17 protein-coding genes are annotated in these 19885 nt (G+C 67.5%); 5 read left to right on the forward strand and 12 right to left on the reverse strand.

The window, feature by feature from the left end; genetic code table 11:
* The 3 genes from Q0996_RS19650 to Q0996_RS19660 all read right to left on the reverse strand — a co-directional run.
* Nucleotides 1–1454, reverse strand: a 1454-nt coding sequence (locus Q0996_RS19650) for an AAA family ATPase (RefSeq protein ID WP_299623754.1), incomplete at its 3' end; no start/stop codon positions are given.
* An 81-nt stretch (nt 1455–1535) separates the two neighbouring features.
* On the reverse strand, nt 1536–2213 hold the full coding sequence (locus Q0996_RS19655) for a thioredoxin domain-containing protein (protein WP_299623757.1): 678 nt from the start codon (nt 2211–2213) through the stop codon (nt 1536–1538).
* 142 nt (nt 2214–2355) lie between these two features.
* Entirely contained in the window at nt 2356–2928 is a 573-nt protein-coding gene (locus tag Q0996_RS19660; protein WP_299623760.1) for a DUF721 domain-containing protein, read from the reverse strand.
* Between the two features lie 150 nt (nt 2929–3078).
* On the opposite strand from Q0996_RS19660, the gene mutY reads away from it, so the two are divergent.
* Complete coding sequence (mutY, locus tag Q0996_RS19665) at nt 3079–4170, forward strand: A/G-specific adenine glycosylase (protein WP_299623762.1); 1092 nt, start codon at nt 3079–3081, stop codon at nt 4168–4170.
* Nucleotides 4163–5059: a DMT family transporter gene (locus Q0996_RS19670; RefSeq protein ID WP_299623765.1), complete on the forward strand. Its 897-nt coding sequence runs from the start codon at nt 4163–4165 to the stop codon at nt 5057–5059. Before mutY ends, Q0996_RS19670 begins: the two co-directional genes overlap by 8 nt.
* Nucleotides 5060–5076: 17 nt before the next feature.
* Here Q0996_RS19670 and Q0996_RS19675 read toward each other — a convergent pair whose 3' ends face one another.
* The 5 genes from Q0996_RS19675 to Q0996_RS19695 all read right to left on the reverse strand — a co-directional run bounded on the left by Q0996_RS19675 (nt 5077) and on the right by Q0996_RS19695 (nt 9036).
* On the reverse strand, nt 5077–6219 hold the full coding sequence (locus Q0996_RS19675) for an alanine racemase (protein WP_299623767.1): 1143 nt from the start codon (nt 6217–6219) through the stop codon (nt 5077–5079).
* Nucleotides 6220–6344: 125 nt separating this feature from the next.
* Nucleotides 6345–7448: a CARDB domain-containing protein gene (locus Q0996_RS19680; protein ID WP_299623770.1), complete on the reverse strand. Its 1104-nt coding sequence runs from the start codon at nt 7446–7448 to the stop codon at nt 6345–6347.
* A 95-nt stretch (nt 7449–7543) separates the two neighbouring features.
* Nucleotides 7544–8170 (reverse strand): LysE family translocator, encoded by a 627-nt coding sequence (locus Q0996_RS19685; protein WP_299623773.1) that lies wholly within the window; start codon nt 8168–8170, stop codon nt 7544–7546.
* An 87-nt stretch (nt 8171–8257) separates the two neighbouring features.
* The gene (locus Q0996_RS19690) at nt 8258–8725 is read right to left on the reverse strand and encodes an SRPBCC domain-containing protein (RefSeq protein ID WP_299623776.1); all 468 of its coding nucleotides are present in this window, start codon (nt 8723–8725) and stop codon (nt 8258–8260) included.
* On the reverse strand, nt 8722–9036 hold the full coding sequence (locus Q0996_RS19695) for a helix-turn-helix transcriptional regulator (RefSeq protein WP_299623779.1): 315 nt from the start codon (nt 9034–9036) through the stop codon (nt 8722–8724). Before Q0996_RS19695 ends, Q0996_RS19690 begins: the two co-directional genes overlap by 4 nt.
* Before the next feature lie 80 nt (nt 9037–9116).
* On the opposite strand from Q0996_RS19695, the gene Q0996_RS19700 reads away from it, so the two are divergent.
* The gene (locus Q0996_RS19700; RefSeq protein ID WP_299623782.1) at nt 9117–9725 is read left to right on the forward strand and encodes a glutathione S-transferase family protein; all 609 of its coding nucleotides are present in this window, start codon (nt 9117–9119) and stop codon (nt 9723–9725) included.
* 4 nt (nt 9726–9729) lie between these two features.
* On the opposite strand, the gene Q0996_RS19705 is transcribed toward Q0996_RS19700, so the two are convergent.
* Nucleotides 9730–10647 carry a LysR family transcriptional regulator gene (locus tag Q0996_RS19705; RefSeq protein ID WP_299623784.1) on the reverse strand — a complete coding sequence of 306 codons (918 nt, stop codon included), beginning with the start codon at nt 10645–10647 and terminating at the stop codon, nt 9730–9732.
* 121 nt (nt 10648–10768) lie between these two features.
* Here Q0996_RS19705 and Q0996_RS19710 point away from each other — a divergent pair, with 121 nt between their 5' ends.
* Together Q0996_RS19710 and Q0996_RS19715 are read left to right on the forward strand one after the other, a co-directional pair.
* Nucleotides 10769–11194, forward strand: coding sequence for a VOC family protein (locus tag Q0996_RS19710; protein ID WP_299623787.1), 426 nt, complete (start codon nt 10769–10771; stop codon nt 11192–11194).
* A 43-nt stretch (nt 11195–11237) separates the two neighbouring features.
* Entirely contained in the window at nt 11238–13331 is a 2094-nt protein-coding gene (locus Q0996_RS19715) for a pyridoxamine 5'-phosphate oxidase family protein (RefSeq protein ID WP_299623789.1), read from the forward strand.
* A gap of 52 nt (nt 13332–13383) precedes the next feature.
* Here Q0996_RS19715 and Q0996_RS19720 read toward each other — a convergent pair whose 3' ends face one another.
* The 3 genes from Q0996_RS19720 to Q0996_RS19730 form a co-directional block, all read right to left on the reverse strand.
* On the reverse strand, nt 13384–14724 hold the full coding sequence (locus Q0996_RS19720) for a tetratricopeptide repeat protein (protein ID WP_299623792.1): 1341 nt from the start codon (nt 14722–14724) through the stop codon (nt 13384–13386).
* Between the two features lie 314 nt (nt 14725–15038).
* Complete coding sequence (locus Q0996_RS19725; RefSeq protein ID WP_299623795.1) at nt 15039–18932, reverse strand: hypothetical protein; 3894 nt, start codon at nt 18930–18932, stop codon at nt 15039–15041.
* Nucleotides 18933–18934: 2 nt separating this feature from the next.
* On the reverse strand, nt 18935–19723 hold the full coding sequence (locus tag Q0996_RS19730; RefSeq protein ID WP_299623797.1) for a hypothetical protein: 789 nt from the start codon (nt 19721–19723) through the stop codon (nt 18935–18937).
* Between the last annotated feature and the right edge of the window lie 162 nt (nt 19724–19885).

Genomic DNA, 19885 nt, shown 5'->3' on the forward strand with positions numbered 1-19885 from the left:
TGCAGCGGCGGATCGAAGAGCTTTCCGCGCGCCTGGAGCGCTTGCGCCGGCAGAGCGCCGAGGCGCGCAGCCAGCGCCAGGCGCTGGAGGGTCAGGCGCTGTTCGGCGTCCTGCGGCCTGGCCTCGGCGGCGGCGCGCTCGGACTCGGGGACCACCTGGCCCTCCAGCGCCTGGCGCTGGCTGCGCGCCTCGGCGCTCTGCCGGCGCAAGCGCTCCAGGCGCGCGGAAAGCTCTTCGATCCGCCGCTGCAGGGACGCGGCGCGGGCCTCGTCCTGGGCGATCTTTCCGGTGACGGCGGAGAGGTCCTGCTCCAGTTCGCCGGTCTTCGCCGCCGCTATGGTCCGGGCCTCCTCCGCGGCGGCAAGCGCTTCGCTCTCGCCTTCGGCGGCCTGCTCCAGGCCCTGGCGTTCGCCGTCCAGGCGTTGCTGTGCCGCCTCGGCGTCGCCGGCCAGGCTCTGGGCGCGGTCGCGGTCGCCCAGCAACTGGGCCAGACGCTCTTCGGCCCGGGCCTTGGCCTCCATGGCCTGGGCCTCTTCCCGGTCCAGGGTGTCGCGGTCCACCTTGAGACGCTGCAGGACCGCCGCGGCTTCGGCTTCCGCTTCGCGCAGCGACGGCAGAGCGGCGGCGGCCTCGGCCTGCTCGCTAGAGCGGGCGGCGGTTGCCTGGGTCGCCTCGACCACGGCCGCTTCCGCCTCCCGATAGGCCGCTTCGGCGGACTCCAGGGCGGCGCGGGCCTCCTCGCCCTCCAGGTGGAGGACGATGGCTTCCGAACGGCGGATCTGCTCGTTCACATTGCGGTAGCGGGTGGCTTGGCGGGCCTGCTTCTTCAGGCCCTGAAGCTGGGTCTCCAGGGTGGCGATGACGTCGTCCAGGCGCTCCAGGTTGGTCTCCGCCGCGCGCAGCCTGAGCTCCGCCTCGTGGCGGCGGGAATGCAGGCCGGTGATGCCCGCGGCCTCTTCCAGCAGGGCGCGGCGGTCGGCCGGCTTGGCGTTGATCAGGGCGCCGATGCGCCCCTGGCTGACCAGCGCCGTGGAATGGGCGCCGGTGGCGGAGTCGGCGAACAGAAGCTGGACGTCGCGGGCGCGCACCTCCTTGCCGTTGACCCGGTAGGTCGAGCCGGAGCCGCGGTCGATGCGGCGCGTGACCTCGATGTCGTCGAAATCGTTGAACATGGCCGGCGCCTTGCGCTCGGCATTGTTCAGATAGAGGGTGACGTCGGCGACGTTGCGCGACGGGCGGTTGGCGCTGCCGGCGAAGATGACGTCGTCCATCTCCTTGCCGCGCATGCTCTTGGGCGAGGTCTCGCCCATGGCCCAGCGCAGCGCCTCGACCAGATTGGATTTGCCGCAGCCGTTGGGACCGACAACGCCGGTCACCCCCGGTTCGATGATCAGTTCCGTCGAATCAACAAAAGACTTGAACCCGCTCAAGCGGAGCTTGGTGAACTGCACCACCCCCGGCTAATCCCCCTTTGCCGTGATCGCCCTGATCATGAATCCCCCGCCGGTGTTTGCCCCAACCCGATGAAACGTCCGTCACGCTTCCGGCGCGAAGGTCGACAGGACCTGCCTGAACTCGTCATAGGACCGTGCGCCGATGACCTTCTGTCCGTTGATCACAAAGCTCGGAGTCGAGGCAACCTCATAGCTGTCGCGCCCGTCGGTCTGGATTTCGAGAATGCGCGTGATCTCGGTTTCGTCGGCGATGCAGGCATCGAAGGCCTCGGGGCTCAGCCCCGCCAATCCGGCCAGCTTCTGTAAGGCGCCGAGCGGGTCCTGATTGCGGCTCCAGCGTTCCTGGTTCTGGAACAGCACTTCGATGAAGCCGAAGAAACCGTCGCCCTCGATGCAGTTGGCCGCCGCCGCGGCGCGCAGGGCCAGGCGGTCCAGCGGATAGTGGCGATAGACCAGCCGGGCCTTGCCGGTGTCGATCCAGTCGGCCTTCACCTGCGGCAGGGTTGCGCGGTGGAAGCTGGCGCAGTGCGGGCAGGTGAGGGAGGAGTATTCGATGATGGTCACCGGCGCGTCGGCGGCGCCCAGAATCCGGTCGTCCGCGAAAATCGGCATATCGCCGGCGGCAACCTGCGGGCGCTGCGCGTTGCCGCTGCCCGTTTGGGCGGTCTTGGCCGGTTCCTGCAGCAGGGCATAGGCCCCGCCAACCCCGGCACCGACCGCCAGGACGCCCATTCCGATCAGTATATTCCGTCGTTTCATGGCTAAACCTACCAGATGTTGTGCATGCTAGTGGGCCCCTTCGGATAGTACAAGTGGCCTTTTCCTGCTGAAAAGGGGCACTTGGCCGGCCAGCCTGAGCAAAGCCCTGACCAAGGCTATGTGGTCTTGTAAGCGCCGGGTTTTAAGGCTTTTCCAGCGGTTTTCCCAGCTTTTGTTCGCCCGCGCTCTGTGCGCCCTGTTTTTGTTCCAGGGACCGCCCGATGCGCTCCAGCGCCGCCCTCAACTCCGGGTCGGCGACTGTGGATAGCTTCGCGGTGAGGGCCGCGCCCGCCGGCTCCGGCGCGCGTGCCGTGGTCTCCGTGACCCTGCGATTGGTCGGCGGGTCCGGCAGCGGGCCTTGCTGCAGGATGAGGCGGCAGACCGCGCGGTAACCGAAGAAGCTGTTGATACGCTCCAGCAGCGGTCCTTCCAGGTGCTGGATCTCCAGGGCCCAGGCGGGGGCCACCCGAAGTACCAGCTCACCGTCGAGAGCCTCGCGGGGGCGGGGAAACCGCAGCCGCCGGGGCCGGCAGCGCCCGGCGAGTTCGCTGCCGACGATGGCCGGCCACTGGCGTGCCAGTTCGGCGCCGCGGAGGCCGCGCCGCGCGAAGGCGCGCTTGGTCACTTGCGGCAGGCTTGCGGCCAGCGCCCGCAGCCCGGGACGGCGCTTTCGTGCCTTGGCGTGTGGGGCGGGTCGTTGGTCGGTCTTGGCCATCTGAAGTCAGAAGCGGAGCGAGGGCGCGGTTTGCGGGCCATTGTCGGGGTGACAAAAGCGCGCTTTGCGGTGCCGGCGCGCGCCAGTATAGAGGAGGACATGCCCTCTGTCGCACCCGAGATTGGTGCCTCCGGTCCCGCAGCAAAGCAGATGTCCAACGAAGTCTCGGCAAAGCTGCTCGACTGGTACGACCGCCATGCCCGCCGCCTGCCCTGGCGCGCGCCGCCGGGCCGCCCGCCGATGGACCCCTACCGCGTCTGGCTCAGCGAAATCATGCTGCAGCAGACCACGGTGGCCGCCGTTGCGCCCTACTACGAGGCCTTCCTAACCCGCTGGCCGACGGTCGCCGACCTGGCCGCCGCGCCGCAGGAGGCGGTGCTGACGGCCTGGGCCGGTCTCGGCTACTACGCGCGGGCGCGCAATCTGCACCGCTGCGCCCAGGTGGTGGCGGCAGAGCACGGCGGCCGCTTTCCGGATCGGGAGGCGGAGCTCCGCGAGCTGCCGGGGATCGGCGCCTATACCGCGGCGGCGGTGGCCGCCATCGCCTTCGGCCGCCGCGCCGTGGTGGTGGACGGCAATGTCGAGCGGGTGGTGGCGCGCCTGTTCCGCGTCGAGACCCCGCTGCCGAAGGCCAAGGGCGAGCTCAAGGCCCTGGCCGAGGGGATCACGCCGGAGCGGCGCCCCGGCGATTTCGCCCAGGCCATGATGGACCTGGGGGCGACGGTCTGCCTGCCGCGGCAGCCCAAGTGCCTGCTCTGTCCGCTGCAGGATCTCTGCCGGGGTCACGGTGACTCCGTGGCCCAGGAGCTGCCGCGCCGCCTGCCCAAGGCGGCCAAGCCGACCCGCCATGCGGTCGCCTTCTGGCTTGCCGGGCCCGAGGGCGCGCTCTTGCTGCGCCGGCGGCCGGAAAAGGGCCTCTTGGGCGGCATGATGGAGGTGCCCTCGACCCCTTGGCGGGAGAGCCCCTGGACACCGGAGGAGGCAACGGCAGCGGCGCCGCTGGAGGCCCCCTGGCGGGCCCTGCCCGGGCAGGTCCGCCACACCTTCACCCATTTCCATTTCGCGGTGGAGGTCTGGGCTGCGACTGCCGTCGAGGCGCCGGATACGGCCCCGGCGGAGGGGCGTTGGGTGGCCCTCGACCGCCTGGACGGCGAAGCCCTGCCCACGGTGATGCGCAAGATCATCGACCACGGCCTCAAGGCGACCGCCGTGCCGGCGCCGGCAGGCACGGCCGATGACTGAGGTCTCCCAGGAGACCAAGCCGTCCCGCGCCGAGGCCCGGGGCCTGCTCTGGGGCTTCCTCGGGGTGGCCCTCTTCAGCTTGACGTTGCCGGCGACCCGGATCGCGGTGGTGGACATGACACCGGTGATGGTCGGCCTCGGGCGCGCGCTGGTGGCCGCCGCCGTTGCCCTGGCGATCCTGCTGGCCGCCCGGCAGCGCCTGCCCCGCGCCGAGGAGTGGCGCCGCCTGGCAGTGGTCGCGGCCGGGGTGGTCCTCGGCTTTCCCCTGCTCTCGGCCTGGGCCATGCAAAGTGTGCCGGCGGCCCATGGCGGCGTGGTCCTGGGCTTTTTGCCCCTGGCGACGGCGCTGGCCGGCGCGATTCTGTTGCGGGAGCGCCCCTCGCCCGGGTTCTGGGCCTTTTCGCTGCTCGGTGGCGGCGCCGTGGTGACCTTCTCGCTGCTGCGCGGCGGCGGTACCATCGGCCCCGGCCACCTGGCCTTGCTGGGCTCGGTTGCCTGCGCCGCCATCGGCTATGCGGAGGGCGCGCGCCTCTCCAAGACCCTGGGCGGCTGGCAGGTGATCTGCTGGGCCCTGGTGATCGCCGCGCCGTTTCTGGTGGTCCCTGTGGGCCTGACCATTGCCGAGGAGGGGCTGGATGCCGCGCCGGCAAGCTGGGCGGCCTTTCTCTATGTCGCCCTGTTCAGCCAGCTCATCGGGTTCATTGCCTGGTACCATGGCCTCGCCGTCGGCGGCGTCGCCCGGGTCAGCCAGGTGCAGCTTCTGCAGACCTTCCTGACCATCTTCGCCTCCGCCGTGCTGCTGGGCGAGGTCATCGACCTCATGACCCTGGGCTTCGCGGTCTTCGTCGTCGGCATCGTCGCCCTCGGCCGCCGCACGCGGGTGAAGTAGGGCGCCCTGAGCCCAACTTATCCCGAGGCGCCCCGCGCCTCGATGGGCCAGAGCGCCACCAGGGCGTCGCCGCGCAGACAGTGATAGTGGTCGAAGAGGTTGATGGTGGTGTCGCAGTGCGGCACCTGGAGCGCCACCAGATCGCCCACCTTCGGCGCCGAGCTGCCCGGCGGCAGCTCCAGGCGGCCGAACTCGTCGCCGGAGATCGCATAGGCCGCGCCCTGGTCGGCGCCGAAGGCGACCCGCGGCAGGGGGCCGTCGGTGGAAACGGTCTTGGAGCCGGCGTCGATGGTGACGAAGCCATCGTGGCTGGCGCTCACCACCCGGCTGTAGACGAAAAGCGCGGGGCGAAACGGCGGCACGCCGTCGGCGCGCAGGGTGACGGCGTCGTACTGCACGTCGCAGACGATGTAGGAGCCGACCTGCAGTTCGGTGAGCAAGCCCGCTTCATGATCGAAGGCGTGGGTTCCGGTGCCGCCGCCGCTCACCAGCGGGCAGGCATGGCCGGCTGTCTCCAGGGCCGTCTTGACCGCGCCCAGGCGGTCCAGGGCGGCGTGGCTGGCGCTGCGCCGCTCGTCATAGCCGGCGACATGCTGCAGATGGCCGGCGTAGCCCTGCAGGCCGACGAGCACCAGGTTGGGATGCGTGGCGATCGCCGCCGCAAGCGCCAGGGCCTGCTCCGCATCCGCCACGCCGGTGCGGTGCTGGCCGACATCCACGTCGATCAACAGATCGAGGGCGGCGCCCCGGGCGGCTGCCGCCGCACCGAGCTGGCGCAGGTTTTCCGCATCGTCCACCACCACCAGAAGCTCGCGGCAGCGCGCCTTCAGGTCCAGCAGGCGCTCGATCCGCCGGGCCGTGGTGACCGGGGAGGTGAGCAGGAAACTGTCCAGGCCGCCGTCGGCCAGGGCCTCGGCTTCGCCCAGCTTGGCGCAGCACAGGCCGAGCGCGCCCTGGTCCAGCTGCCGCCTGGCGATGGCGATGCACTTGTGGGTCTTGGCGTGGGGCCTGAGGGCGATGCCCTGGGCCGCCGCGGCCTCCGCCATGGCGGCGATGTTGGCCTCCAGCGCGTCGAGGTCGAGCACCAGGGCGGGGGTGGTGATCTCCAGGCGGCCGCCCGGGCGGGCGATGAGATCTTCGTCGAGAAGCGCTTGCGGCATAGGGACCTGCGTCTATCGAATTCGGTGCCAAACTAGCGCAAGACCGGACCGGCGCACAGATCCGGAAAAGAAGGGGGCGGCCAACGCTGTGGATGGCCGCCCCGGAGTGGTCTCTGAAGGAGAAGCTAGTTGGTCGTGGGCCGCAGGGCGCGGCGCTTGGTGGCGGCGGGCTTGGCCGTGGCCGGCAGTTTGATCCTGCGCTGGCGCTGCGGCGCTTCGGAGGCACCGGTCTTGCTCTGCAGCTTGATGGTGTCCTTGCCGTCGCAGTCGAAGGGCACGCGCACCGTCGTCTTATAGGTGTTGTTGTTTTCCTTCTTCTCGTCGACCTGATTCAGGTCGTCGAGCTTGATGACCACCTGGTTATTTCCTTCGTTGACCGGCAGGTCATAGTCGACCCAGCGGTGCTCGCCCTTTTCCAGGGACAGGAACTCGATGGTCCGCAACTGGCCGTCGTCGAAGACGCTGAAGCGGAAGGGGCCGCTGTCGGCATCGCCGATGTTCATCAAACGGATCTTGGAGGGCACCAGGCAGAGGTCCTTGCCGGGCCCCAACTGGCTCTGGGTGATGGTGCCGGGGCGCACCGTCTGCACCTGGTTCCAGGGGCCGCGGTCGCCGCCGATGTAGCTGCCCAGCGTTGTCGCCATGAGGTCGGGCTTGGCCGGCTTGGCGGCGATGACGCCTCCGCCGCCCGGCAGGCTGCGCGCCTTGGCGATCTCCGGCGCTGCCGTCTTCGTCTTGAAGGGCAGCGGCGCAGGCGGCGCGACGGCCGCTTTCGGCAACTGGGTCAGGCTGCCCTGGGTGAGGTTGTTGGCCTCGTTGGACTCGGGCTGCGCGTTGCCCGCATCGGCCACCAGTTCGAAGAAGTAGGTTCCGGCCGGCCAGTCGATCTCGCCCCAGAAGGCGAGGTTGTGGTTGAAGGTCGCGCCGGGCGCCAGGGCCGGCACCGGGATGGTCGCGCGGCCGGGAAAGGCCGGGTCCACATAGGCCGCCAGGCCGGGAACCTCGGGGCAGCCGCCGTTTTGGCCCTGCTTGTTGCACTCCACGGTCAGATGGCCGGGGGCGGAGGCGGCCATGCCCTGGTTGGTCACGCCGACGCTGGCGGACATGGGGCTGGTCAGGACCGGGATCAGGTCGGCCTGGCCGCCGGCCAGGCTCGGCCCGCTGGCGGCAAGGCTGGCCGCGGTCAGGCTGGCAGTGGCCAAGAGGCCCAGTGCATGGCGCTTGCGCATCGATTTCTCCTGCGGTTCGGGGGCGCGTTGACCATGGGTCGCAGGAGAGACCCGGAAGGTTCAAAGTGCTTCGTCGATACCGCTACCGATGGGCGTCAGCTCCGCGAGACCGCCAGGTGCAGGCCGAGGCCCACCAGGACGGTGCCGCCGATGGCCCGCACCAGGCGCTGCCCGGCGCTGCTGCGGCGCACCAGGCCGACCATGGTGGATGTCACCGCGACGGTCACGATGTCCATGCTGGAAAAGGCGATGTTGACGAAGGTGCCGAGCAGCAGGAACTGCAGCCACAGCGGCCAGGCCGCCGCCGGGTCGACGAACTGCGGCAGAAAGGCGATGAAGAACAGCGCCGCCTTGGGGTTCAGCACCTCCACCACGATGGACTGAACGAAGGCGCGGCCGGTGCTGCGGCCTTTGACCTCGGGCAGGGCCTCTTCGCGCGGCCTGCGGAAGAACGACAGCCCCAGCCAGATGAGATAGAGGGCGCCGGCGATCTTCACCGCCAGATAGGCCTCCGGCACATAGCGGAAGACCGCCGACAGACCGGCGGCGGCGGCGACCACGTGGACGTAGCCGCCGGCGTGGATGCCCAGCGCCGCCATCAGGCCGCCCCTGCGGCCGCGCGCCATGGTCTGGGCCGCGGTGTAGAGAATGGCCGGGCCCGGCATCACCGCGAACAGCAGCGTCGCGGCAAAGAAGGGGATCAGCAGGTCGAACGAGGGCATGGCCGGTCCTTTCAGCCCTCACTCCTAGCAGATCGACTCCGCACCGTCATCCCGCCCCTGGGACCAAAAGGCCTGGAGGAAATCGGCTTAGCGCAGCGCGCCCTTCAGCTTCTCCATGGCGCCGCCCCAGCCCCAGGAGACCAGCTCGGCGAAAGACGGCACCAGACCGTCCTGGGTGATCACGATTTCCGACTGATCGCCGTGGCTGATGAAGTCGACGGTGACCGGGGTCGGGGCGATCTGCGGCTCGACACCAGGCGGCAGCTTGGTGTTACAGTTCTCGACGATCTCGAAGACCAGCCGCCGCGGCGGGGAGATTTCCCGATAGACCCCGGTCATGCGGCTGACGGTGCCGTCCTCGAAGTGCATCTCGAAGACGAACTCTCCGCCGGGGCCCAGGTCCAGGGCGGCCACTGTGGTCTTGATGCCCTCCGGTCCCCACCATTCGCCGAGGATCGCGGGGTCGGTCCAGGCCTCGAATAGGGTTTCGACGCTGGCGTCGAAACGGTAGCGCAGCTCGACGCTGCGGGTTGCTTGCGCAGTCGCTTGGCTCATCGGGTCTTCCTTTTCTGCACGGCCTTGTCCAGGCGCTTCATCTTCTCGGTCCACATGCGGCGATAGCGTTCCATCCAGTGGTCGACCTCGGACAGTGGCCCGGTGCGCAGGGCACAGAGCCGGCGCTGGCCTTCGCGCCGCCGCTCGATCAAGTCGGCCTGCTCCAGCACGTTCAGGTGCCGCGATACGGCGGATTGGGTAATGGGGAACTGCTCCACCAACTCGCCGACCGAATGGTCCCGTTCGGCCAGGAGATCCAGGATGCTGCGCCGCGTCGGATCCGACAGTGCGGCGAATGTGGTGTCCAACATTTATCACCTATTGATCATATGTTGATATTACGATATCAAAACCGGAACGGGTTGTAAAGGAACGCAAGAGGAGGTCGGTCATGCAGTTCTACAACGCCGCCGCGCCGAGCCCGCGGCGAGTGCGCATCTTCCTGGCGGAAAAGGGAGTCGAGCTGCCGCGCGTGGATCTCGATCTGCCGGGCGGCGAAACCTACAGCGAGGCCTTCCTGCGGAAGAACAGCCTTGGCCAGGTCCCGGTACTGGAAACCGACGACGGCAGTTTCATCACCGAGTCCCAGTCCATCTGCCGCTACATCGAGGCGCTGCATCCCGAACCCAATCTCTTCGGAAAGGACCCGCTGGAACGGGCCCGCATCGACATGTGGGACCGCCGCATGGAGAACGAGATCTTCAACGCTCTGGGCCTCATCGCCCTGCACAGCTTCGCCCACTTCAAGGACAAGCTGACCCAGGTGCCCGCCTTTGCCGAGGCACAGCGCGCCGACATGGCCGGCAAGTTCGCCTGGCTCGACGCGGAACTGGGCGACGGGCGCCCCTATATCGGCGGGGAGCGCTTCACGGTGGCCGACGTCACCGGGATGGGGGCCGCCATGATCGCCGACTTCCTCGATGTGTCCATTCCGGACTCCTGCACCCACTTGCAGCGCTGGAACGAAAACGTGCGGGCCCGGCCGAGCTGGAGCGCCTGAGGGGTCAACGCGTCCCTGCGGGTTGGCGCACCGCTGGGTGGCCGTTCAGGCGCTCGGCCAGGAAGTCGAAGAGCGCGCGCACGCGCGCGGAGGTCTGGCCGGTCTCCCGGTGCACCACATGGACCGGCACCAGCGGCGGGGCGTAGTCTTCCAGGATGATTTCCAGGGCGCCCGCCTCGACCTCCCGGGCGACCATGTAGGACAGCACACGGGTGATGCCGAAGCCGTCTTTCGCCGCGGCGATGGCCAGGTCGGCGTTGTTCACCTGCAGGCGGGCGCGGGGACGGAGGGTCTTGCGGGCCCCGTTGCGGTGGAAGGTCCACTCGCTGAGCGGCGCGCTGCCCGCGAAGCCGATGGTGGCATGGGCGGCCAGTTCCTCCGGCGTTGCCGGTCGCCCGTGTTCTTCCAGGTAGGCAGGCGACGCGCAGAGCACCCGGCCGATGGAGCCCACCCGCCGCGCCGAGAGGGAGGAGTCCGGCAGTTCGGCGATGCGCACCGCCACGTCGATGTCCTCCTCCATCAGGTTCACCACCCGGTCGACCTGCAGGCTGGTCACCGTCAGCAGCGGATGGCGGCGCAGGAACTCCAGCAGCATGGGACCCAGGACGAGTCGGCCGAAGAGCACCGAGGAGGTGATGGTGACCCGGCCCTGGAGGCGCCCGTGGACGCCCGCCGCCGCGCTGTCGGCGTCCTCGATCTCCTGCAGGATGCGCCGGCAGTCCGACAGATAGCGCTCGCCGGCACTGGTCAACTGAACGCGGCGTGTCGTACGGTGAAAGAGCCGGGCGTTGAGCCGTTCCTCCAGTTCGGCGACGGCCCGGGTAACCGACGGCGGCGAGAGGCCCAGGCGGCGCGCTGCCGGAGCGAATCCCGCTTCTTCGGCGACAGCGACGAAGGTCGCCATGGCGTGCAGACGGTCCATGATTATTCCGCTCAGTGAAATAAAGTTTTGCCTATTGTGGCTGTTAATTTCAATTGACGAAAGGAGCATCTTGTCGGTGATCGCGCTATGGCGCGGCGCCCAGACTGAAAGGAGACCTGAGATGAGCAGCGATTCACCGGCTTCGGCGCCCCTCACCCGCGGCGCCCATCACATCGGCCTGACCGTGCCGGACCTTCCGAAAGCCCGCGGCTTCTTCACCGACACCCTGGGTTTCCAACTGGTCGGAGAGAAGCCCGACTATCCCGCCGCCTTCGTGAGCGACGGCAGCACCATGATCACCCTCTGGCAGGCCCACGATCCCGCCAGCGCGACCGCCTTCGACCGGCGCAACGTCATCGGCCTGCACCATTTCGCCATGACGGTGGAGAATGCGGCGGCCCTTGATGCCGTGCACGGGCGCCTGAAATCGGCCGACGGCGTGGAGATCGAGTTCGCGCCGGAGCCCCTGGGCGGGGGGCCGACCCGGCACATGATGTGCGCCATCCCCGGCGGCATCCGCATGGAGTTCATCGCCCCGGCGGGCTGACCGCTGGTTCTCTAGGAACGGGAAATCCGTTGGGAGCAGGACCATGGACGACGCCGCAGCGCCGGGCCCTTCACCCTTTCACGCCGGCGAGCACGAGGCCCAGGACCGCGCCGGGGTGCGCGACAAAATCGAAGCCTTCGGACGCCGGGTGATCCGCGACTATCTGCCCGAACAGCACCGCGAGTTCTACGCGCTGCTGCCCTCCCTGCTGGTCGGCTCGGTGGATGAGCGGGGGCGGCCCTGGGCCTCGCTGCTGGCCGGACAGCCGGGCTTTCTTTCGACGCCCGATGCCCACAGCCTCGAGGTCAAGGCGCAGCCCCTGCCGGGCGACCCCTTGAACGAGACCCTGCGCGCGGGTGTCGATCTCGGCCTCCTGGGCATCCAGCCTTCGAGCCGGCGGCGCAACCGCATGAACGGCCGGGTGACATCCCTCGGCGCGGGCGGCATCCGGATCGCGGTCTCCCAGACCTTCGGCAACTGCCCGCAGTACATTCAGGCCCGTGATGTGGACTGGCAGCCGGAGACGACCAGGGCCGAACCGACAATCACGCGCGGCGACCGCGCCACAGAGGCCGACCGCGCCTTAATCGCCACTGCCGACACCCTTTTCATCGCCACGGCCAGCGGCGCGGCCGTGGAAGGCGCGGCGCGAGGCGCCGATGTCTCCCATCGCGGCGGCAAGCCGGGCTTCGTGCGGGTCGAGGGGGACCGGGGGTTCGTCTTTCCTGACTACAGCGGCAACTTTCACTTCAACTCCGTCGGCAACATCCTGCTCAATCCCCGGGCCGGCTTCCTTTTCATCGACTATGGCCGCGGCGGGCTGCTCTATCTCACCGGCAGCGCCGAGATCGTCTGGGACGGCGAGGTGGTGGACGCCTTCGCCGGGGCGGATCGGCTGATTCGTTTCCGCCTGGAGGAGGCGGTCTTCGTCGAAGGCAGCCTGCCGCTGCGCTTTCGGTTCGGCGAGTACTCGCCGAGCCTGGAGATGACCGGCAGTTGGGAGTCGGCGGAAGAGACCATCGCCGCCAACCGGGAGCGCAACCGCTATCTCGACTACGAAGTAACGGAGGTGGTGCCCGAGAGCGAGACCGTGAGTTCCTTCTACCTGCGCCGCGCCGACGGCAAGGCGCCCGCCTCCTACAAGGCCGGCCAGTTCCTGCCCATTCGCCTGGAGATTCCCGGCGAGGAGGTGCCGGCGACGCGCACCTACACCCTGTCCGAGGCCCCCGGCCGCGGGCACTACCGGCTTTCCGTCAAGCGGGAAGGGGGCGCGGCCCTGGTCTCCAACCACCTGCATGCGGCGGCGGAGAAAGGCTTCCGGCTGCAGGCCATGGCGCCGCGCGGCAAATTCGCCCTGGATGAAAGCAGCGACCGCCCGGTGGTGCTGATCTCCGCCGGTGTCGGCATCACGCCGATGATCGCCATGGCCGGGCACATCATCAACGAAGGCAAGCGCACGCGGAACTTCCGCCGCACCCATTTCATTCATGGCGCCCGCAACGGCCGGGTCCAGGTCTTCGCCGAGACCATCCGCGGCTGGGCCCGCGATCATGAGTCCTTTACGGCCCACCTGCGCTTCAGCGCGCCGGAGGCCGGGGACCGGCTCGGCGAGAGCCACGACAGCGAAGGGCGCATCGACGCCGACCTGCTGCGGACGCTCCTGCCCCTGGACGACTACGACTTCTATCTCTGCGGGCCCGGCGGCTTCATGCAGGAGCTTTTCGATAACCTGACCCGCATGGGGGTGCGTGAGGAGCGCATCCGCTATGAGTCCTTCGGGCCGGCAACCCTGATCAGGGGCGAGCCCGGGGTCGGCCGGACGAGCGTCGCTGAAGCGCCGGCGGCAGGGCCGGTCGCAGTGCGCTTCGACGGGGCGGACCGCGAAGTGACCTGGTCTACCGACAAGGGGACTCTCCTGGATCTGGCGGAAGAGGCCGGCCTCTCACCGGCCTACTCCTGCCGCTCGGGGATCTGCGGAAGCTGTGCGACGCGCATCAAATGCGGTTCCGTCGACTATCTCGAGGAGCCGGTGGGCCCGCGCGAAGACGACGAAGTGCTGATCTGCTGCTCGACCCCTCGGCCCGCCAGTGGCGAAGGCGGCTGCGGAGAAACCCTCGGCGTCGTTCTCGATCTGTAAGAGCAGTGCCCCGGCGACCGGTTGGCCGCCGGAGCGATAGGGCCCATCCCTGTCAGGCCGCCTGCTGCTTGCCGCCGCTGCCGTTCCGCGCCCGCTTCAGGAAGCCGCGGTTCACCGGGCTGTGGGGTTTCAGCGCCAGGCGCTCCTGCGCCATCGCCTCGGCGACGTCCTTCAGCCCGCCGCGCAGCGCCGCCTCGGTCAGCGTCCAGTCGATGATGTCGCGCTGGGCATGGCTGCCGCCGAAGCGGTTGACGATGAAGCGGGCGCCGTGCAGGCGCTCCACCGCGCTTTGGTGGTCACCACGCCAGAAGGCGGTGAAGCCTTCGACCAGTGCGAGCCCGGTGTCGCGCGCCCAGCCGGCGGTTTCCGCGGTGGGATCGGCGTTGCCGCGCAGGGCGGCGGTGATCCGCTCCACCTCGCTTTCCCGCCCGGCGCCGAGATGAGCCATGACTGCGTGCCAGTCGTTGAAGGCGTAGAGCCGGCCGTCGGCATGCTGGTCCCAGGCCTCCGAGAGCTCCTGCCAGCGCTCGCCGACGTCGTGGCCGGAGAGATGCAGGCGCCACAACAGGGCCGAGGCGTCGACCATGTCCAGGGCGACAGTGCTGCGCTCTTCGCGGATCGGCCCGTCGTAGAGGGCAATGGCCTGCTCGGCCTGGCCGAGATCCAGGTGATAGAGCGCCCGGTGCCACCAGTTGTGCACCTTGAAGAAGTTGTCGTCGCCGGACCAATGGGGTTCCCGCGCGATCATCCAGCCGATGCCGTCCTGGGCGCGGCCCTGCATCTCCATCACATGGGCCACGGCGTGGTGGGCCCAGCAGTCCAGCGGCTGCAGGTCGATGGCCTGACGGCCGCGCTCCTCGGCCTGGGCGTAGTCGCCGCTTTCCTCCAGGCCGAAGGCATGCATGCCGAGCACGATGGAATAGCCCGGCACCTCCGGCGACCACTGGGGCAGGGCACGGGCGATGCGGTCGCGCAGGTCTCGGGCATTGGCGCGGTAGAAGTCCATCAGGTGGCCGCACTGCAGGGCCACCAGGTCGCGGGGGTAGCGGATGTTGTGATGGTCCAGCACCACCGCCGCCTTCGTCCAGTTGCCCTGCAGCAGATGGTCCAGGGCGGCGACGTGAGACTGCTCGCGCTCGTTCATGGCGAGGCTCTTCACCGTGGCGACGATGGACTGCGCCTCCGCGGTGGCCTCCGGCTCGGTGGCCAGGCCGTAGAGATATGCCTTGAAGATCTGCGCCATGGCGAAGCCGGGCGCCTGCGCGATGGCGCTGTCGACCAGGGCCACGGGATCGCCGCGGTAGATGTTGAAGGCTTCGACGGCCTGATCGTAGTGCTCGATGGCCTCCGGCGTGGCACCGGACAGGCTGTTTCCTTGACGGTCGCTGGACATGGTTTGTCGTTTCCCTTGATCTAAAGAACGATTTCCGTCCGAACCTGCCGACGGCACGGTTTCCCGTGGCGGCCGGCACCCCGGATCTCAAAATCAAGCGGCGACATTGCGACAGGGGGGCGCCTGAGCGGACTCCCTGCCGCCTCAACGCACCTCGACGAGCAATTACACGTCGTCGACGGCACCGGTTTCAGTCTAGCACAGATGGGCTGGACGGCACCGCTCCCTGACTCTCCGGGGCGATGCCTCTCTGGGGCGAGTACGAGGTGCTGACCTGCTGCTGGACCTCGCGGCCCGCCGGCGTCGGCCCGCCGTCAGTCCGAATCCTCGCCGCCGAGTTCGCTGAGGTCCAGGTCGGTCCCCGTCTGGCCGATGATCTCCAACTCGACGGCATAGCGGTCCATGTTCCGCCTGAAGCGTTCGATCATCTGCTTCAGTTCGGCGCGCAGCACCACATCCGTGACCGTGCGGATCGCCCGCTTCCTGTCTTCCTCGCTGAGGCCGCCCTTGTCCCTGAGCGCCTGGGTCACCCGCAGGTGATAGTCGCGCACGGCACGCAGCGCCTGGGACAGCTGCCGTGGCGCATCCTTCAATTCGACCTCGCTCATGACCAGGTCTAACAGCTTGGTTTTGATCGGCTCCTTTTCGCCCGGATCGAGAATGTCGTCGATGTTGTTGATCGTCGGCATCTGATCCAGCCCGCGGTCCTTCCAACCCTTTTCGATCCGCTGCTTGAAGGACCCGGCCATCTCCTTGGCGATGGCGATGTCGTTCTTGCTTTCCTGGCGGAATTTCGCGCGGAACCGCTCGAACTGCCGGACGAAGACAGATTTGCTGGGATCGGGCTGCCCCTCTCCGTCGTCCGACTCCTGGTTGGCGAGCCCGGCGGCCGGAGCCGGGGCGTCAGGGTCCGTGGTCTGGGGCTGGTCGCTTTCCAGATCCAGCGGGATGGGCACGCCGAGCGCGGGCCCGGCGGAGAACAGCGCCAGGTTCTTGGCCGAGCGGATGATGTCTCTGGGGTCGGTCGAATAGCTCTTCACATACCAGTTGCCCAGGTCGTCCTTGGCGATGGCGTAGTTGGTGTCGCCGGACCCGGCGACCCGCACGCGGTTCACGCTGTGCCAGAACTGCTTGTCGATTTCTTCGACCACTTCAGCATCCCACTTGGCCTGGATTTCCGGGATCAGCGGGACCGTCGAGCGGTAGCCGTGATGGCGCAGCATGTTGCGCCAGGCCAGGCGGTTGTCCTGCAGCGTGGTGGCGGTGAAGCTGGTCCTCAAGTAAGCCATGGCCGGGCGGATGTAGACCATGTCCGCGCGCTGACGGTAGGCCTCGGCCAGGGCCGCGGCGGCCCGCGCGATCGCCATGTTGTTCTGCTCGTCGACGTTCTCCAACTGGGTGCGGGTATAGAGCTGCCGCAGACTGGCAATCAGACCGTCGAGCACTTCCTTCGCGTTCTTCGCGCCGACGGAGTAGCCGGAGGGCGCGACGAGAGGGATTGGCAGGCTCTCTGCCACTGTGGCGGCGGCCTCAAGTTCCTGCTTCCTCGTGGCGTTCCCGGGTTTGCCGGCCTCGGCGCGCAAGTGACTGGAAAGTTCCACATGCACCGCCCGCCCGATGGGCCGCGCTGCCGAACCCTCGGCCGCCGTGATCACCGGCGCCTGGGCGGCGATGAGGAAGGGCTCGGCCGCTCCTAGCCGCCGTGCCGTCGCCAGGGCCGCCTGCGCCTTGTCTGTCGCCTCGATCTGTGCCGCTGTGGCGCGCTTCATCTCGGTCTCGGCGGCAAACTTGGAAGCCTCTGCTAGGTTTTGTGTGCCTAAGGCGGTGAAGTACGCCGCGTGCTGCTTCAAAAAGGCTACATTCTTGGAGAGATAATCGGTCTTTATGGCATTCTCTATCTTGGCGCGCTGAGCCTCCTTCGTCGCCTCGGGTGGGTCGAATTTGGCGCTGAAAGCCTGGTCGATGAATTGCTCGATCGCCAGATTCAAACGCCCGAAACGCGAAGCTGAAGGAACTGTCTTGCTTGCCTCGGCGCCGAATTCGCTCGCCAGAAGCTCGACTACCTTTCCGTAGAAGTCCGCTACTGATGTGGCGCTGTCGGCCACAAGGCCATCGATCCTGACCTTGACCGCGAGATCCGCCGGCTCGGCGGCGGCGGCATTCGTGTCGAGAGCTTTGGGATCTCGGCCGATTGAAACCCAGGCAGCTTGCAGCATCGCCATATCTGGCGGTCGCTGTGGCTGCGGTCCCGTCGACCCCGTTGCGGCGCCGGCTGCCGTCTGAGCCGCTGCGAAGGCCTGCGTGGCTTTCGTCAGGTCATCAGTAGCCTGCTTCGCCGCGACCTTCTGCCGCTTGGCCTCGTCCTCCGCCGCTGCAATGGCTTCACGCAGGGACTGCAGGACTTGCGCAAAGGCGAGGGTCGCGCTGCCGCCGAAGACTTGGGCGATGCCCTCGGCCTCCCGCTCGGTGGCGTCGGCCAGCCGGCGCTCATGTGCGGTCTCCTGTCGGATCGCATCGACATGGACCAGCATTGAGTTGCCCACGGTTTGCAGGACCTTGATGTAGTCCTTGTCCTTGAGGTTGGAGTCGTCGTCGAATAGCACCTCGTTGTTGACAACGAAGAGAACCTTCTCGGCGAAGTGGACCAGCGCGGTCAGCAGCAGCTCACGTCGGGTCTCCAACTCCGTCGGCCCGCCCTCGCATAGTGGTTCGACGCCACAGGGATCGAGGATGTCCTGGTTCTGCAGGCTGAGATAGCTATCGATAAGGGTGAAGATTCCATCGGAAAAGCGCCCTTCGGAAAAGAACAAGACACTCCTCCTTACTGCGGGGCCAATCCGCTTCGCATCTTCCGAGATTTTCCTAAAAATGGCCTCGCTCGGACCAGATGCGAGGCCATATCGCCGTCGTTCACTCTGTTGGTACCTCTCGTCATGGCCCTCTGTCAGGTCAAGAACGGTTCCCCTTTTGAACTCTGAGTCCAATGCCAGCAGTATTTGACTGATCGTCACCGGATCTTGTTGCAGTAGAGGCACTAGGGCTTCAATGAGCTTGTTGGTGTCTTCGTCGGCGATGCCGTCGTTCTGGACCACGATCGCATCAACATCGATTCCCTGTTTGTCTTTCAATTCCTCTGCCAAGGACTTCTGTGCGATTCGAGGGCGGCTTCCGATGAGTACGACCCTTAGATGATCGATCTGCACCAGATCCCTGACAACAAACTCCGCCACATCTGCAGTGAGCTCCTCTTTCACGGATTCCGAGGTGAACTTGACCCGATCGACCAAAGTCAGCCCCTCCAGGGTGTTAAGTAATATGTCGCTGACCGCCTCGCGGGCGGTGGCGAAAGAGGCGGCGACGCGGCGGACTTCGCGCACAAAGAGTGCTTGATGCTTCTTGTTCTGCGGGAACAGGACTGCTGCCTGGGCCTGAAGGAAGCCATCGTCGCTAAGCACTTGATAGGCGTAGTTTGAACTGCTTAGCAGCGGGTCTTCTTTGTGCGGCAAACGCTCCGGCCTTCGTGCAAAGGGGCCGATTGCCTTCTCCTTCTCGTCGTCTGACGCAAGGCGCAAGGCATCGAATATGGGATTCCAAGGACGCCGTTTGTCGCCAGGTGCCGCGAGGAAGTCCACATAAGCCTTGGCGAGTCTAGGCTTCCAGCTATCACCAAGCGATTGATCCTGGAGAATGCCCCTTAGTCTCTCCAACGGTTTCGACAACGATTCGGCATTCAAGATCGCATCGGCCCGCTGCAGGCGGCGGGCGGCGGTCTCGACTCGCTCGGTCAGACTCAGCAACCGGCCTTCCGCACCGAGTTCCTCGCGGTCCTTGAACAGGTTCAGAATCCCCGCCACGACTTCTTGCTGAAAGCAGACCGCCGGGGTTTGCCGATCGAACTCGTCCGGTAGGTTCCCCGTAGATGAAACTTTTTGCCGAGCCAACTCGAGCGTCGCCCGCAATTTCTCATCTTGTGCTATGGCCTTCGGCAACGCCTTGGCGCACGCGACTGTGAGGTCGTCGTGCAGCCGCTCGACCAGCGGCTGGGCGCCCACGGCCATGACGGCGACCTGTTCGGTGTGGACGTCTTTGTGGTTGGCCAGGGGGCCCTTGTAGACGTCGACGTCGATTTGCATGACGGCACAGCCGGTGAGGCCGAGGCCGAGGGCGGCGGCGAAGCCGGCGCGGCGGATGGAGGTGGCTGTAGGCATGGCTAGCCGTCCCCCTCTTCGTCTTCGGAACCGTCGGTGGTATCCGTTGCACTTTCGCCGTTGTCTTTCTTCTCCGTCTCCTGCGCCTCCGCGGCCCTGGCCTGATCCTCGAGCAGCAGCACGGTGTCGACTTCGCGCGAGAGGTCGTCGAGGCGGTCGCGCTGGGCCCGCAGCAGCACCAGGGCCTTGAACAGTTCGCCCTTCAGATCGGCGTCCTGCCGTGCCTGGATGGCGCCGCCGACGCTGCCGAGCGCTTCGTCGATCGCCTGAAAGAAGGCTTCGGGCGAGCCGCCCATGACGATGACCAGGCGGTGGTCCTTGGGGGACTCGCGAAAGCCTTCCGGGCCGAACTGAATCAGGCGGCGGCCGGGGGTCAGCTTGGCGATGTCGTTCGGCTTTCCCGGTTCAATCTGAACGCCCGGTTTGCTGGGATCGTTGACGGCGAAGCCGACATGGCTGCTCAACGAGTCGATCACCTGGGCCGGCACCCATCCGGAGGCGAACTTCACCGAGCTGTAGACGCTGGCCTGCCCGTGCACCCGCACGCGGTAGATGGTCGGCGGCACCTGCTCCTGAGGGTCGAAGACGCCCAGGTAGTAGATCTGCTCGATCTCCTGGCCGGGGATGTTGGCCCCGACCACCGTCGTGCCGACGGCGATGCCCGCGGTGAGGGCGATGGTGTCCGTGGTGCTGTCACAGGCGGTGAGGCCGGCCAGGCTCAGCACCGCAGGGATCAGCACGGCGCGGCGGCGCCAGCCGCCCAGCCGCAACGCAAGTCGCTTCGGTGTCATCGATTGCCCCTCGGGACGCGGTCCCGCTCCCCTTGTCCGGCGTGCTTCTGCACGCTTCTGCGGTGACGGCGCGGGGCCCAGACCCCATCTGCGGCCCCCAAGCGATGCGGTGCCGTCAACCCATGCGATTATTATAGCTTGCTTATCTTGCCACCGATAGCT

Source organism: Pelagibius sp. (assembly GCF_028289705.1).
Lineage (GTDB): Bacteria > Pseudomonadota > Alphaproteobacteria > Kiloniellales > Kiloniellaceae > Pelagibius.

What these genes read in the sequence shown, in the direction of transcription:
- Q0996_RS19715 (WP_299623789.1), top strand. Translation starts at nt 11,238, where the DNA reads ATGGACGACGCCGCAGCGCCGGGCCCTTCACCCTTTCACGCCGGCGAG.
- Q0996_RS19700 (WP_299623782.1), top strand. Translation starts at nt 9,117, where the DNA reads ATGCAGTTCTACAACGCCGCCGCGCCGAGCCCGCGGCGAGTGCGCATC.
- Q0996_RS19685 (WP_299623773.1), bottom strand. Translation starts at nt 8,170, where the DNA reads ATGCCCTCGTTCGACCTGCTGATCCCCTTCTTTGCCGCGACGCTGCTG.
- Q0996_RS19720 (WP_299623792.1), bottom strand. Translation starts at nt 14,724, where the DNA reads ATGTCCAGCGACCGTCAAGGAAACAGCCTGTCCGGTGCCACGCCGGAG.
- Q0996_RS19710 (WP_299623787.1), top strand. Translation starts at nt 10,769, where the DNA reads ATGAGCAGCGATTCACCGGCTTCGGCGCCCCTCACCCGCGGCGCCCAT.
- Q0996_RS19670 (WP_299623765.1), top strand. Translation starts at nt 4,163, where the DNA reads ATGACTGAGGTCTCCCAGGAGACCAAGCCGTCCCGCGCCGAGGCCCGG.
- Q0996_RS19675 (WP_299623767.1), bottom strand. Translation starts at nt 6,219, where the DNA reads ATGCCGCAAGCGCTTCTCGACGAAGATCTCATCGCCCGCCCGGGCGGC.
- Q0996_RS19705 (WP_299623784.1), bottom strand. Translation starts at nt 10,647, where the DNA reads ATGGACCGTCTGCACGCCATGGCGACCTTCGTCGCTGTCGCCGAAGAA.
- Q0996_RS19660 (WP_299623760.1), bottom strand. Translation starts at nt 2,928, where the DNA reads ATGGCCAAGACCGACCAACGACCCGCCCCACACGCCAAGGCACGAAAG.
- Q0996_RS19680 (WP_299623770.1), bottom strand. Translation starts at nt 7,448, where the DNA reads ATGCGCAAGCGCCATGCACTGGGCCTCTTGGCCACTGCCAGCCTGACC.
- Q0996_RS19725 (WP_299623795.1), bottom strand. Translation starts at nt 18,932, where the DNA reads ATGCCTACAGCCACCTCCATCCGCCGCGCCGGCTTCGCCGCCGCCCTC.
- Q0996_RS19690 (WP_299623776.1), bottom strand. Translation starts at nt 8,725, where the DNA reads ATGAGCCAAGCGACTGCGCAAGCAACCCGCAGCGTCGAGCTGCGCTAC.
- Q0996_RS19730 (WP_299623797.1), bottom strand. Translation starts at nt 19,723, where the DNA reads ATGACACCGAAGCGACTTGCGTTGCGGCTGGGCGGCTGGCGCCGCCGC.
- Q0996_RS19695 (WP_299623779.1), bottom strand. Translation starts at nt 9,036, where the DNA reads ATGTTGGACACCACATTCGCCGCACTGTCGGATCCGACGCGGCGCAGC.
- Q0996_RS19655 (WP_299623757.1), bottom strand. Translation starts at nt 2,213, where the DNA reads ATGAAACGACGGAATATACTGATCGGAATGGGCGTCCTGGCGGTCGGT.
- mutY (WP_299623762.1), top strand. Translation starts at nt 3,079, where the DNA reads ATGTCCAACGAAGTCTCGGCAAAGCTGCTCGACTGGTACGACCGCCAT.